General features: G+C 50.6%; 15 protein-coding genes. 12 read left to right on the top strand and 3 right to left on the bottom strand.

Going from position 1 to position 12,918, the window contains the following annotated elements; all coding sequences use genetic code 11:
* The first annotated feature begins 84 nt into the window (after positions 1-84).
* Entirely contained in the window at positions 85-414 is a 330-nt protein-coding gene (locus tag LQ777_RS16725) for an antibiotic biosynthesis monooxygenase family protein (RefSeq protein ID WP_232559075.1), read from the top strand.
* A gap of 7 nt (positions 415-421) precedes the next feature.
* On the opposite strand, the gene LQ777_RS16720 is transcribed toward LQ777_RS16725, so the two are convergent.
* Entirely contained in the window at positions 422-1,345 is a 924-nt protein-coding gene (locus LQ777_RS16720) for a cation diffusion facilitator family transporter (protein ID WP_232559074.1), read from the bottom strand.
* 375 nt (positions 1,346-1,720) lie between these two features.
* On the opposite strand from LQ777_RS16720, the gene LQ777_RS16715 reads away from it, so the two are divergent.
* From LQ777_RS16715 to LQ777_RS16695, 5 genes are all read left to right on the top strand, one after another.
* Positions 1,721-2,248: a PAS domain-containing protein gene (locus tag LQ777_RS16715; protein ID WP_232559073.1), complete on the top strand. Its 528-nt coding sequence runs from the start codon at positions 1,721-1,723 to the stop codon at positions 2,246-2,248.
* Entirely contained in the window at positions 2,226-2,474 is a 249-nt protein-coding gene (locus LQ777_RS16710; RefSeq protein ID WP_232559072.1) for a cysteine-rich CWC family protein, read from the top strand. Before LQ777_RS16715 ends, LQ777_RS16710 begins: the two co-directional genes overlap by 23 nt.
* Positions 2,464-2,865 (top strand): acyl-CoA thioesterase, encoded by a 402-nt coding sequence (locus LQ777_RS16705; RefSeq protein WP_232559071.1) that lies wholly within the window; start codon positions 2,464-2,466, stop codon positions 2,863-2,865. Before LQ777_RS16710 ends, LQ777_RS16705 begins: the two co-directional genes overlap by 11 nt.
* Before the next feature lie 185 nt (positions 2,866-3,050).
* On the top strand, positions 3,051-4,319 hold the full coding sequence (locus tag LQ777_RS16700; RefSeq protein WP_232559070.1) for a GTP-binding protein: 1,269 nt from the start codon (positions 3,051-3,053) through the stop codon (positions 4,317-4,319).
* A 300-nt stretch (positions 4,320-4,619) separates the two neighbouring features.
* Positions 4,620-5,393, top strand: coding sequence for a ZIP family metal transporter (locus tag LQ777_RS16695; RefSeq protein ID WP_232559069.1), 774 nt, complete (start codon positions 4,620-4,622; stop codon positions 5,391-5,393).
* Positions 5,394-5,396: 3 nt separating this feature from the next.
* On the opposite strand, the gene LQ777_RS16690 is transcribed toward LQ777_RS16695, so the two are convergent.
* Positions 5,397-5,852, bottom strand: coding sequence for a hypothetical protein (locus tag LQ777_RS16690; RefSeq protein ID WP_232559068.1), 456 nt, complete (start codon positions 5,850-5,852; stop codon positions 5,397-5,399).
* 137 nt (positions 5,853-5,989) lie between these two features.
* On the opposite strand from LQ777_RS16690, the gene LQ777_RS16685 reads away from it, so the two are divergent.
* From LQ777_RS16685 to LQ777_RS16660, 6 genes are all read left to right on the top strand, one after another.
* On the top strand, positions 5,990-6,367 hold the full coding sequence (locus LQ777_RS16685; protein ID WP_232559067.1) for a hypothetical protein: 378 nt from the start codon (positions 5,990-5,992) through the stop codon (positions 6,365-6,367).
* 142 nt (positions 6,368-6,509) lie between these two features.
* Positions 6,510-8,810 (top strand): TonB-dependent receptor, encoded by a 2,301-nt coding sequence (locus LQ777_RS16680; RefSeq protein ID WP_232562864.1) that lies wholly within the window; start codon positions 6,510-6,512, stop codon positions 8,808-8,810.
* Between the two features lie 30 nt (positions 8,811-8,840).
* A complete protein-coding gene (locus LQ777_RS16675) occupies positions 8,841-10,055 on the top strand; it encodes a sialidase family protein (RefSeq protein WP_232559066.1) in 1,215 nt (404 codons plus the stop codon).
* A 242-nt stretch (positions 10,056-10,297) separates the two neighbouring features.
* On the top strand, positions 10,298-10,501 hold the full coding sequence (locus LQ777_RS16670; RefSeq protein WP_232559065.1) for a hypothetical protein: 204 nt from the start codon (positions 10,298-10,300) through the stop codon (positions 10,499-10,501).
* A 40-nt stretch (positions 10,502-10,541) separates the two neighbouring features.
* Positions 10,542-11,357, top strand: coding sequence for an MbnP family protein (locus LQ777_RS16665; protein ID WP_232559064.1), 816 nt, complete (start codon positions 10,542-10,544; stop codon positions 11,355-11,357).
* Positions 11,354-12,466, top strand: coding sequence for a cytochrome-c peroxidase (locus LQ777_RS16660; protein WP_232559063.1), 1,113 nt, complete (start codon positions 11,354-11,356; stop codon positions 12,464-12,466). Before LQ777_RS16665 ends, LQ777_RS16660 begins: the two co-directional genes overlap by 4 nt.
* A 6-nt stretch (positions 12,467-12,472) precedes the next feature.
* On the opposite strand, the gene LQ777_RS16655 is transcribed toward LQ777_RS16660, so the two are convergent.
* Complete coding sequence (locus LQ777_RS16655) at positions 12,473-12,853, bottom strand: MerC domain-containing protein (RefSeq protein WP_232559062.1); 381 nt, start codon at positions 12,851-12,853, stop codon at positions 12,473-12,475.
* Between the last annotated feature and the right edge of the window lie 65 nt (positions 12,854-12,918).

Below are 12,918 nucleotides of genomic sequence, written 5' to 3'. Positions count from 1 at the left end.
TTTTACGAAGAACGCACAAATTAGTATAAAATGCAACATTGTTGCATAAATGAATAATCCGCGTGTTTGTTTATCTTGGACGGTATGATCGCTAAAACACCCGAACCCCCTTACTACGCTGTTATTTTTACGTCTGTTCGAACGGACGTAGCGGAAGGATACGGCGACATGGCTATCCGCATGGTTGAGCTGGCGGAGCAGCAACCTGGATTTCTCGGAGCGGAATCGGCTCGAAACGCGGAGGGGGGAGCACTTGGTATCACGGTTTCTTATTGGGAAAGTCTGGAGGCCATTCGCAACTGGAAAAGACATGCCGAGCACCAACTAGCGCAGCAGATCGGACGCGAACGCTGGTACGAACGCTACAAAACCCGCATCTGCCGGGTGGAGCGTGACTATGATTTCGAGCAGTAGGTAACGATCAACAGTTTTCGGCTTCGCAGTCGGTTTCGGCGACGACCTCGGTTTCAAGCGTAGCATGGCTAATGTTGCGGTGTTCAAGCCGGTGTCGGGCGTCGTGCTTTAGCGCTGTTATCTGCTGATCCGACAAGCCAGGATCTAGAACGAGGTGCGCCGTAAGGGCGTTTTCGGTTGTGCTCATGGCCCAAACGTGTACGTGGTGCACATCCCGAACGCCGTTGATGGTCCGAAGATCGGTAAGCACATCCGTAAGTTGAATGTCAGCCGGAACGCCGTCGAGTGAAAGGCGCAGGCTGTCGTTCAGAAGTCGCCATGTTGAGCCCAGAATGACACCCGCTACAACCAGACCGCTAATAGGGTCGAGCCAGACCCAGCCGGTATAACTGATCAGCAGCCCTGCAACAACGACTCCCAAGGAAACTAAAGCATCGGCCAACAAGTGTAGATAGGCTCCTTTAACGTTCAGATCATGCTCTTTATCGCGAAAAAAAAGCAGCGCCGAAGACGCATTGACTAGTATGCCAAAACCAGCGACCCAGGCCACGGATACACCAGGGACCGGTTCGGGGTGTCGGAAGCGCTGAATACTTTCCCAGATAATAGCTCCGATGGTAACGGACAAAATAATGGCGTTGGTCAGCGATGCCAATACTGTGCTTTTTCGGTAACCGTACGTAAAATTGGTCGTGTTGCGTACACGGGCCAGCCGAAAGGCCAGCAGGGAAAGCAAAAGACTGGCTACATCGCTCAGATTGTGGCCTGCATCGGCGGTTAGGGCGAGCGAGTTGTAATAAAAACCAGCAATAAATTCTACGGCTACGTAAACCGAGTTGAGAACGGCCCCAATAATCAACGCCCGGTTGATTGATGTCAGGACAGTCGGTCCGTGGTGATGGCCGTGGTCGTGGTGATGCTCGTGTGCCATTCTTTTGCTTGTAGCTATCTTGCTGATTCAGCAGGCTACTACAGTGTAACGAACAGGGGCTAGGGGATTGTTTTGGCTGAAATTTAAGAGAAAGTACCCATTCGCGTCAAAGGACTGTCTTCAACCCGTCGATTCATTGTCAGCCCCCGAGAATAAGAGTTACGATTAAAACATGGCTAAGTTATTGCTGCTATAAGCGACAAACGGGCAACGGTGCTTTTGCTGTATGATTGAACACCGATTAGGCAATAAAAGCACAGTTGAGTTGAAAAGTGAAGATTAACCTGGACAAATAACCTTCGGATTAGTTACTGTGTTTATAAAGCGACACATAGACTCCCCCATCATTAGTATAGAACTTTAACTGGCCTGATCATGGATTTCTGCGGAATATACGATAAGCAAGTAGCGGAACACTATAAAACGGCATACATTACACCTTTGTGGATTGGGTGGGAATTCAGACAAAAACCCGTACTGCCTACCGGTACAGCGGGCTGGATGGCACTGGCCAAATCAAATGAGTGGGATCTTCCCGCAAACGTCCGTCATGACCTGCAAAGTGGCAAATGGGCCGTCGTCGTAACCGATACGACGCAGGTAATTCAGTACGTAAATACTAATTTTGAGCAGATGACGGGCTACAGAAACCACGAAGTTGTAGGCCGTCGTCCCGTATTTTTGCAGGGAGCAGAGACTGACCCATCATCGAGACACCGCATCAGGAAGGCGCTCGAAAAACATCGTGTCATTGAAGAACAGGTAGTGAATTACCGTAAAGACCAATCCAAATACTGGTGTCATATCACGATCAGACCTATCCTCAACCGGCAAAAACAGGTTGTTAATTTTATCGCCTTCGAGCAGGAGTTTGAAACGAATGAGTTGTCCGTCCAGCAGTAAGCACGAGCATATCGCCTGTCCACGTTGCCAACGACCTTTCGAGTGTCGTGTGGGTAGTATCAACCTGTGCCAGTGTCAGTCAATTACTCTGACCGAAACGCAACAGCACTACATTCGTTCATTGTATGAAGGGTGTCTGTGCGCCGACTGTCTGTGTGCCTTGCGAACCGACTACAATAACCAGACTCACCAAGAAAAAGTAAACCAATTAGTACATGGCCATTGATCAAGCCGAATCGATTACCGAACGAATTGCAGCCGCTGAAACCCGTGTTGTCAAAGCCGTTTTTCCGAATACAACCAATCATTACGATACCCTTTTTGGCGGTACCGCGCTCCAATTGATGGACGAAGTAGCGTTTATTACGGCGACACGCTTTTCGCGTAAGCGGATGGTCACTGTGTCGCTGGACAAAATCAATTTCACCAAATCCATACCGGCCGGAACGATCATAGAACTTATCGGTCGGGTCGAACACGTGGGTAACACGAGCATTCGAATTGCCGTCGAAATTTTCGTCGAAGAAATGTACTCAATGGAACGCCATCACGCCATCCACGGCACATTTACGTTTGTCGCTCTGGACGAAGACAAAAAGCCAATTCGCATTCTGTAGAACCGGCTATTGCTGATAAAGTTGCGCCCGCCCATCGCTGTATTACCTCGCTCTAAAGCAGTAACAGGAACGAATCGCGACACGAGTCGTCAAAACGCATAAAGACTTTGCGCAGTGATTATTCGGCCTAATTTTTCTTTTTGCAACAATGTTGCAAAAAGAAAAATTGTCTTTAGATTTGCCCCATGGCAAGTCAAACTATACAACCAGCGATTCAGAAGGCGACGGACAAGCGATTGCCTGTCACGGTATTGAGCGGCTTTCTGGGAGCCGGAAAAACCACGTTGCTCAATCACGTTCTGCACAACAGACAAGGGCTGAAAGTAGCCGTTATCGTCAACGACATGAGCGAAGTCAATGTCGATGCCGCGCTCGTTCGGCAGGAGGGTACACTCTCGCGAACCGAAGAGAAACTGGTCGAGATGTCGAATGGTTGTATTTGCTGCACCTTGCGCGAAGACCTGATCATTGAGGTCGAAAAACTGGCGAAGGAAGGCCGGTTCGATTACCTGCTTATCGAGTCGTCGGGCATTTCGGAGCCTTTGCCCGTCGCGCAGACGTTTACATTCCAATCCGATAGTTCGGTCGATGAGGCCCATGCTGTTGACTTGTCGCGTTTCGCCCGATTAGACACGCTGGTAACAGTTGTTGACGGGTTTAATTTTTACCGCGACTTCGGCAGTGTCGATACCGTTTATGACCGTGAACTAAACGAAGATGCCGCCGATACCCGAACCATTGTCAATTTGCTGACGGATCAAATCGAGTTTGCCGATGTCATCATTGTCAATAAAACCGATCTGATCAGTAGCCAGCAATCGGGGGAATTGAAAGCTATCCTGCGCAAACTCAATCCAAAAGCGAAACTGGTAGACTGTCAGTTCAGTAAGATTGATCCAGCCGAAATCCTGAACACGGGCCGGTTTGATTTCGATGAAGCGTCGCAATCGGCGGGATGGATTCAGGAGTTGCAGAACCAGCGAAGCGGAAAAGGACACACGCCCGAAACTGAAGAGTATGGTATTTCTTCCTTCGTGTTCCGTGACCGGCGACCGTTTCATCCGGTGCGCTTCTGGAACTACCTGAGCGAAAATTTCCCGGCGGGTATCATTCGCAGTAAGGGACTTTTCTGGCTTGCTTCCCGACCCGACGATGCGTTGAACTTCAGCCAGGCTGGCGGTAGTCTGCGAGCCGAGTCGGCAGGGGTTTGGTGGGCTTCCATGCCTTTTAACCAGCGCATACAGTACGGGTCTTTTTTGGAAAATCGCACTCAAATCGAAGCTCGCTGGCACAAACGCTTCGGCGACCGGCAAAACGAGCTGGTCATTATCGGTCAGGATGTAAACCAGGAGCAAGTAACCAAGGAATTACAGGACTGCCTGTGCACGGAGCTTGAACTAAAACACCTGGAGTCGGGTGGCAGCTTCAAGGACCCGTTTCCTGTCTGGGAGTAATTGATATAGAACCTGCGTATAGTAATCTGGTGTCCGCGTGATGTCGGTAGGCTGTGATGCCGGTGGGGCCGTGGTGTCGGTTTCTCAAAACCGACATCTCTGCTGGCGTAAAGTGTCGGTTTTGAGAAACCGACACCACGGACTACGGCCCCGGCGACAGCATTGTTAGCCAACAACATGGCCCCAGGTCATTGATAAAATTTTGTTGCTGGAAGGAGAGTGTCTAAGGGCATCGATTGATGGTTGGGTACTTTCTCGGTAGTCAAGCACTCCCTTCCGGCCAAAGTACTAAACAGAATAATGCTGTTAACAACGCAATCGATTCGATGGGAGATATGGGGCCACAGTAGCCTCGCGGGCTTGTTGGTTTGCGGAGTTGCTCTGGTTGGAGGAATCGCTTATCTACTGCCGAAGTTTGTTCTGAAACAGTGGTTGACTTTGGGAATCAGCTTATCAACGGGAGTGCTTCTGGGCGACGCCTTTCTGCACCTGTTACCCGAATCGCTAGAGCAAATCGGTGATAGTCAGATCGTCTTAGTAGAGGTTCTGGCTGGAATCGTCCTGTTTTTTAATCTCGAACAATTTATCCGCTTGCGGCATCACCAGCATCGGACGGATGCATCGACCGTACAACCCTTGGCGTCGATGAACCTGGTGGGTGACGCGCTACACAATTTCATCGATGGAACGCTGATCGCAGGTAGTTTTCTGGTAAGCCCGGCAGCAGGCTGGGCAACAACTGCCGGATTACTATTGCACGAATTACCGCAGGAAGTAGGAGATGTCGGTACGCTGCTCTACGGAGGCTACAGCATTCGCCGGGCCTTGCTTTACAATTTATTATCAGCGCTGACCTGCATCGTTGGCATCGTTACGGTACTGCTGGCTGGGCTGTGGCTCGAAGCATACCTAATCTATATCATGCCGGTGGCCGCTGGCGGATTTATTTACGTAGCCGCCAGCGACCTGATACCCGAATTACAGAAAGCCGCTCCGACCAGACGCTCCTGGCTGCATAGTTTGTTTATGCTGTTAGGTATCGCTCTGATGTACTGGCTGGCGGTAAACGAGTAAGCGTTAAAGCAAGCTCTTGGCCCGATCCATACCCTGCTGCGTCTGGGTTTGAATCGCTTTGATATTGGTCAGGAATTCGCGCTGCAAATCACGCATCTGATCGGCGGACATGTCCTTGGCGTCGTTGTTATGGTTATGATGATGGTGTTTACCGCTGCTGTGCTCATGGTGTTCGTGTTTCATGCCGGGTACTTCTACCAGATTTTCTTCCCACGCTTCGAAGGCCGTTTTCAGGCTATCGAGTGACTGCGCCGTTGATTTGGCTTCCGGAGTGGCTTTCTTTACCAGCAGCGTTCGAACCGAATCAACCTGATCGACCAGCGGTTCTACTTGCTCCTGAACCTCAATGGCTTCATTGTGATATTTAGCTGCTTCGTCGAGTAAGGGTTTGTCAGCAGCGGATTTATCCGAACAGGCAGCGAAGGCTAAGAGCAGGCAGGCAAACGTGAGATAGCGCATAGGAATGGGGTTTTTCGTAAAGATAAAGTATTATGCAACATTGTTGCATATTATCGGCGTTGTTTCTTCATCGTTTCAACTGAAACTTTCGGCTGGACGAAGTACAGGTCGCAATTCTGTTCTACCTTTGTCATGTCATGAAAAATGCGCTACTCTTTGTTCTCCTCTTTGCGACGCTGCTGCCAACGGTAAGCCCGTGGGGAACCATTGCGTACTATCATGCCAACAAGGAGTACATCGCCCGTGTGCTGTGCGAAAATCGCGACAAGCCGCAGCTGCACTGCGACGGTCAGTGTTATCTGGCCAAACGCCTGAAAGCGCAGCAGGACAAGCAGGATAAGGAAACCACCCAACGGGTGCAGAACTTGCCTGTGTTGCAGCTATTTTGCGAGAATAGCCAGCCGTTTACGTTCGAACCAGCCTCGGTCGAATCGTTGTTGGCAGGAGTACCTGTCTATCGTTTTCCTTCTTACGTTGCCCCGCTCGTGGGTCTTTTCCGTCCTCCCAAAGTTTAGTCGAATCTTTATTTCCAGTACGATAAGTGACTATGTCAACGCTTAGCTACCTGAGCGTGTGTAGTACTGTATTCCTTTCTTCGACTTAAACTTTATTTTAGTGAAAACATATAAATGTCTCATAGCCATTGGGCTATGGGTGATGATTGTATGGTCTGCTGCCGCGCAGTCGGTAAAGCAAGGCTTAGTGTATGACGCGCAAACCAAAGAACCTTTGCCGGGGGTAACCGTAATCGTTGCGGAGGGTAAAGCCGGTGTCGTTACAGACGGAAACGGGCGCTTTTCGCTGCCGACCAATGGTTCAATGGTAGTCGTATCCGCCGTCGGCTATCGAAAGCGGGAGGTGATGGCAACGGCTGATCAGCCCTTGCGAATCGCGCTGGAGCCAGCCGTTGAGGATCTGCAAACGGTGGTCGTAACGGGTAACCGCGAGGCTGCTCTGCGAACCGAAACACCCATAGCGATTTCTAAGCTCTCGCCCAAACTCATCGAAGAGACCAAGCCGACGAGTATTTACGAGGTGATCAACAAAACGCCGGGCGTATTGATGGTCAATTTGGGCAACGAGCAGCACATGATGGCGATCCGTCAGCCGATGACCACCAACGCGTATTTTCTGTACCTGGAAGATGGCGTTCCAATCCGGCCAATGGGCGTTTTTAACCATAACGCCCTGCTCGAAATGAACCAATTTACTGTTAGCTCAATCGAGGTCGTGAAAGGGCCGGTGTCGTCTATTTACGGACCAGAGGCCGTAGGCGGAGCGGTTAATTTTATCACCCAGCGGCCAACGGCTGTGCCCACGGTTCGGGTTGGTATTCAGGTCGATCAGTGGGGTTACCAGCGGCTTCAGGTTGGTGCTGGTGCTCGCCAGGGTAAGTTTGGTATTTACGTGGGCGGCTTTGTGTCCCGGCAGCGCAATTCGTGGTTGGCCCGTTCGGATTACGATAAATCGTCGTACTTCACCCGGCTCGAATACGCCTTTACGCCACATACTCGCCTGACGGGCACTGTTTCGTACAACGATTACAACTCGCAAACCACCGGCAATGTAGACAGTACCGCCTTTTTTGCGCGTCAGTACGCCAGCACAACCGATTTTACGTACCGCAAAACGGTTTCGTTACGCAGTCGGCTGACGCTTGAGCACGACTGGCAGAATGGTTCACAGTCGTTCGTAACCGCTTTTATACGGAACAACAGCATCGGGCAGAATCCAACGTATTCGATTCGGTGGACGAGTGGTTCATCGACCGCGACGGGGCAGATTAACAGCAACGATTTCCGCAGTTACGGCTTTATTGCCCAGCATACCCAACGACTGACTTTTCTGAACAGTAAGCTTATCGCTGGTGTCACGCTGGATCTGTCGCCAAATACGTACTACGCTTACCAGACGGAACTGTCGGCTGAATTACGGGCGGATAAAAAATCGGTGCTTAAATACACCCAGTTGCGCGAGCGGCCTGATGTTCAATTGGCTAACTACCAGGCCGATATTCACAATATAGCCGCTTATGTACAGTACGATCTGGAACTGATGCCGAAGCTACGAATTTCGGCGGGTCTGCGCTACGACCGGATGGCGTTCGATTATACCAACGCACTGGACAACAGTTTGGGCAACAAGGCGTATAGTCAACTTACCCCTAAATTGGGCGCTACGTATGATCTAGGAAACGGTAAAGGGCTGTATGCCAGTTATGCTAAAGGGTTTTCGCCCCCGGCGCTTACTTCGATCTTCCTGAAACGAACCACGCCAACGGCAACCGGTGATCTGTTTTACTATAACCTGCAACCCGCTCAGTTTAACAACCTGGAAGTAGGCGGTTGGGCAAGTCTGTTCAGCAACAAAGTGTACATCGACGGAGCCGTTTACCAGATGAACGGAACCAACGAACTGCTGAACATCCGTCAGCCAGATAATTCGTATGACTACCAATCGGCGGGTCGAACCCTGCACCGGGGCGTTGAATTGGGCGTTACCTATCGTCCATCGAAGCAGCTATTCTTTCGATTTGGCGGGACCCACGCGGTTCACCGCTTTGTCGAATTTACGCTTAGCCAGCGGGCGTCTGATGCGGTGCAGAACGTTGATGGGAAAGATATGCCGTCGGCCCCGCGTACGATCTGGAACACTGAAATCAGCTACTACCCGGTCTGGTTGAAGAATTTCCGTACGTCGGTGGAGTGGCAGCATGTATCGGGCTGGTACCAGAACCAGGTCAACACCGTTCGGTACGGTGGCTACAATTTCGCCAATATCCGTGTGGGGTACCAGTGGAAAGGCATTGAACTGTTTTCAAATGTACTGAACGTAACCGACGCGCTTTTTGCGACCAACGCGACTCGCGGCAACAACGCTACCGACCGCACAACCTACACGCCGGCGGCTCCCCGGACTTTTGTGTTCGGCGCTCAATACACGTTTTCGGGGAAATAACCGCGTCCAAACGTCAAATCGTAACCAATCATGATGTACTCATTCATAGTATCAATTTTACTCTGGTTAGCGGCTGCCCGGCCACCCGTCCAGACTACCGTTTCCAATCCAGAATTTGTGGGCGCTACACCCCGCCTGACAACCGACGCGGCCGGAAATCCGTTGCTGAGCTGGGTTGAGAAAGACGGCGATAAAGGAGCCGCTTTTTACTTCGCCATATCGACCGACGGCGGGCAAAGCTTCGGGGACAAAATACAAGTAAAAGCACCGTCTACGCTGTCTGCTCACGCCGAAGGAATGCCCAAAATCGCTTCAAAGGCTGACGGAACCTTGTTGGCGATTTTTGAAGTCCCCCGACCAACGGCTCAGTCGCGTTTTGCCGGTGATCTACTGTACACCGTCTCAACCGACAACGGAAAAACCTGGACAGAGCCAAAATCGGTTCATCAGGATGCTGCGCCAGGAAAAAGCCACTCCTTTGCGGATATCGCCCGTTTACCCAACGGGGAAATCGGTGCGGTATGGCTTGACGAAAAATTACCGAATCGAGAAGGGCGTCCGGTTGTTTTTGCGCAGACAACCAAAGGTGGTGGGTTTGGGCCAGCGGTGCTGGTAGACGATAACGCGTGCCAGTGCTGCCGAACCAATCTGTTCGTCGATTCCCAAAAGAATATCCACCTGACCTACCGCGACCTGTTGCCATCGACCAGGGCAGGAGAGATTGCTTCCCGCGACATCAGCACGGCTATTTCGAACGATGGTGGTAAAACGTTCAGCAAGCCACAGGTGGTGTTTGCCGATCATTGGCAGGTCAATGCTTGTCCGCATGCCGGGCCTTCGGTCGCTCAACTCGGCGATGAAATCCTAACGACCTGGTTCTCGGGAAAAGAAGGGGAGGCCGGACTTCGGCTGGCGCAAATGGGAGCCCATAAACTGGTTTCGTCGGTCATGACCAACCGGGCCAAACATCCGCAGGTGGCAACGACCGACGGGCGGCTTGTGTGGCTTTGGGATGAGTCGGTTTCGAAAGATGGATCGGGCGAGATGGGTTCCTTTGTCCAACGAATCGGTATGCGGACACTGGCTGGTCAGGCAATCAGTTCGACCACGTACCTGACGCCCGAAACCATCAATGCGACATATCCCGTGGCACTAGCGACGAAAAACGGACTCTTGGTGGCCTACGAGCAAACTACGGAAGGAAAAAACACGGTGATTGTAAGCCGGTTGGTTACTACTCTTTAAGTGATGACTCTGAGGGACTGTCTAAATTTTCTTCTAATAAGATAAAGTGGGTGTTTTGTCATCCCGACGCCAGGAGGGATCTTCGGAAATGACATAAATTATCACTTCCCGAAGATCCCTCCTGGCGTCGGGATGACAAAAACGGATCAAAAACAAATTTGTAGACAGTCCCTAAATAACGAACTGGTCAATCGGAAAAATAGAACCGTGACCCGTTCGTTATTCATACGAACCCATTCCGTATGCTGCGCCGGTTACCACCCATTATTCAGTTTATTTTTGTCAGTATGATCGGCATCTGTGTAGGTACCGTGGTGGGATTCGTCAACGAGTTGATGCAGCGTCCGCTCAGCGCAGCAAATGCGTTGATCTGGCTGTTTCTGATGATCGTCAGCGGTAGTATAGTAACGCTTGTTATCCTGTACGGGCGCAACAACTCGCAGTAAACCAGCGTATTTGGTGTAATAGATATTTATAGTCTGCGTAATGAAAAACTACTTCTTCAAACTACTCTTCGTATTAATAACCGTTGGATCTGCCGTGGTTGGCTGTAATACCGTTGACCCCGAACAGGCATCCGACTCGGTTGGCTCTTTAGCGTTGTCCGTTGATAATGTCGTCGGCAATCAGGATATAACCCTAAATACCCAGACGTACAAGAATGCACTCGGCGAAGATTTTACGGTGACGAAGTTTAACTACTTCATTAGTAATATCCGACTTAAAAAAGCGGATGGCACCGAATACGCGCTACCGCAGGCAAACAGCTATTTTCTGGTTGAGGAAGAGAAACCCGCTTCGCAGACCATGACGTTGGGCGGAATACCGGCGGGTGATTATACGGGTATGACGTTTTTGATTGGTGTAGATAGTCTGCGGAGTTTGGCCGACATCAGCCAGCGTACGGGCGTTCTGGATCCCGCTCTGAATAATGGAATGTACTGGGAATGGAATTCGGGCTACGTTTTTCTCAAGCTCGAAGGAACGTCTCCGGCAGCTCCGACTACGGATAATCGCGCGTTCTTTTACCACGTTGGAGGCTTTGGGGGTGGCTATAACGGCAAGAAAACGATCAATAACCTGCGTTCGGTTACGCTATCTTTCAACGGAGATGTTGTTAAAGTCGATCCGTCGCTCAAACCGCAGGTGCGCTTGAAAGTCGATGCGCTGAAGGTATTTGACGGACCAACGAAACTGAGCATTGCGCAGAATCCGCAAGTGATGTTTGTCCCTTTCTCGGCTACCATCGCTGACAATTACGCGTCTATGTTTAGCTATAATCGCGTGGCGGCCAACCAATGACAAAATCCGTTCTCCATACAGTCAGACAGGCGGGTTTGCTCGTTAGCCTGTTTTTGTTCGGGCTGGCCGTTGCCTGTCAGACGAAGCCGGATGCGAATGAACCAACGCCTAACCCGACTCCAACGGAACCAGGTGGTGTTGATTATAAAACTACGCCCGTTGCGCTGCGAAAGCCCGCCAACTTTCCCGATCCGGTTTATGACCTGACGCATAATCCATTAACTGTCGAGGGAGTGGCATTAGGAAAATCCTTGTTTTACGATACGCATCTATCCCGCGATAGTAGCGTTAGCTGCGGATTCTGCCACCAGCAGTTTGCCGGTTTTGCCCATTCCGACCATCCATTGAGTCACGGTATCGACGATCGAATCGGTACGCGCAATGTACCGGGTTTGCAGAATATGGCCTGGTCGCGGGAGTTTTTCTGGGATGGGGGCGTCACGGATCTGAACACGCTATTTATTGCACCGATCACCAATCCGGTCGAGATGGACATGAAGTTTGCCGATGTACTGGTAAGGGTTCAAAAAAGCCCTAAATACCCATCCATGTTCAAAAATGCGTTTGGCTCGGATACCGTAACGACGGCACGGTTTCTGAAAGCTATTTCGCAGTTTGTGCTGACCCTGGTATCGGCTGATTCGCGTTACGACAAATACGTTCGAAACGAAGCCGGAGGGGTATTAACGAGCGATGAACTGGCTGGACTGGCGGTCTTTAAACAAAAATGCGCGAGTTGTCACGCTACCGATTTATTTACGGACCACAGTTACCGTAACAATGGCCTTCCGGCGAGTGGCATCAACGACCAGGGACGCTACACGATTACGCTGAACGAAGCCGACCGCTTAAAATTCAAAGTGCCAAGCCTGCGCAATGTAGAAAATACGTTTCCGTACATGCATGACGGTCGTTTTACGACGCTGGACCAAGTGCTCAACCACTACGCATCAGGCGTGAAAGACAGTCCAACGCTCGATGCGGCCTTAAAAATGAACGGACAATTGGGTATCGCACTAACCGATACCGAGAAGAAGCAGGTAATCAGTTTCCTGAAAACCTTGACCGACAATACGTTTATGACGAACCGGGCATTCGGCCCTAACTAGTTAAGCCTAGTGAACGTGCTGGATGCGATGCTGCCGAATATTGATGAGGTGGGTAACAACCAAACCGGCTGATGCTGCGTAGCCCAGGTATTCAAAAACAGGACTTACATCTTCCAGGATGATTGCTACGGCAAAGAGACACAGAAAGCTCCAGAGCGCTTTTTTGATAACTGGCGGAGCGTAGTGACGCGTTGCAAAGTAAACCGCAACAATGTTTACGCCAATAAAAATATAATCCAGGCTCAAGTAGCCAAAGCGGAGGTGTTCATCCTGAAGCAGAGCCGTGGACATCAACAGGATAGGCGTAATCATGCAGTGGATGATGCACAATACGGAGCCTGTAATACCAATGTAGTCAGCTTTGCGAGAAAGAATATCTGTTTTCATAGGCAAACGCAAAAGTACGATGCTTCGCTCAATCGTACCTCCTCTTAACCGGCTTTTTTGCAACA

Origin of the sequence: Spirosoma oryzicola (assembly GCF_021233055.1) — a bacterium.
GTDB lineage: Bacteria > Bacteroidota > Bacteroidia > Cytophagales > Spirosomataceae > Spirosoma > Spirosoma oryzicola.
Note: the sequence above shows the minus strand (reverse complement) of the source record. Positions and strands in the feature narration are given on the sequence as shown.

Bases quoted from the DNA above. Each gene is read 5' to 3' on its own strand.
- LQ777_RS16705 (WP_232559071.1), top strand. From the start codon at position 2,464: ATGGCCATTGATCAAGCCGAATCGATTACCGAACGAATTGCAGCCGCT.
- LQ777_RS16690 (WP_232559068.1), bottom strand. From the start codon at position 5,852: ATGCGCTATCTCACGTTTGCCTGCCTGCTCTTAGCCTTCGCTGCCTGT.
- LQ777_RS16655 (WP_232559062.1), bottom strand. From the start codon at position 12,853: ATGAAAACAGATATTCTTTCTCGCAAAGCTGACTACATTGGTATTACA.
- LQ777_RS16680 (WP_232562864.1), top strand. From the start codon at position 6,510: ATGATTGTATGGTCTGCTGCCGCGCAGTCGGTAAAGCAAGGCTTAGTG.
- LQ777_RS16670 (WP_232559065.1), top strand. From the start codon at position 10,298: ATGCTGCGCCGGTTACCACCCATTATTCAGTTTATTTTTGTCAGTATG.
- LQ777_RS16720 (WP_232559074.1), bottom strand. From the start codon at position 1,345: ATGGCACACGAGCATCACCACGACCACGGCCATCACCACGGACCGACT.
- LQ777_RS16700 (WP_232559070.1), top strand. From the start codon at position 3,051: ATGGCAAGTCAAACTATACAACCAGCGATTCAGAAGGCGACGGACAAG.
- LQ777_RS16665 (WP_232559064.1), top strand. From the start codon at position 10,542: ATGAAAAACTACTTCTTCAAACTACTCTTCGTATTAATAACCGTTGGA.
- LQ777_RS16685 (WP_232559067.1), top strand. From the start codon at position 5,990: ATGAAAAATGCGCTACTCTTTGTTCTCCTCTTTGCGACGCTGCTGCCA.
- LQ777_RS16710 (WP_232559072.1), top strand. From the start codon at position 2,226: ATGAGTTGTCCGTCCAGCAGTAAGCACGAGCATATCGCCTGTCCACGT.
- LQ777_RS16695 (WP_232559069.1), top strand. From the start codon at position 4,620: ATGCTGTTAACAACGCAATCGATTCGATGGGAGATATGGGGCCACAGT.
- LQ777_RS16675 (WP_232559066.1), top strand. From the start codon at position 8,841: ATGATGTACTCATTCATAGTATCAATTTTACTCTGGTTAGCGGCTGCC.
- LQ777_RS16725 (WP_232559075.1), top strand. From the start codon at position 85: ATGATCGCTAAAACACCCGAACCCCCTTACTACGCTGTTATTTTTACG.
- LQ777_RS16715 (WP_232559073.1), top strand. From the start codon at position 1,721: ATGGATTTCTGCGGAATATACGATAAGCAAGTAGCGGAACACTATAAA.
- LQ777_RS16660 (WP_232559063.1), top strand. From the start codon at position 11,354: ATGACAAAATCCGTTCTCCATACAGTCAGACAGGCGGGTTTGCTCGTT.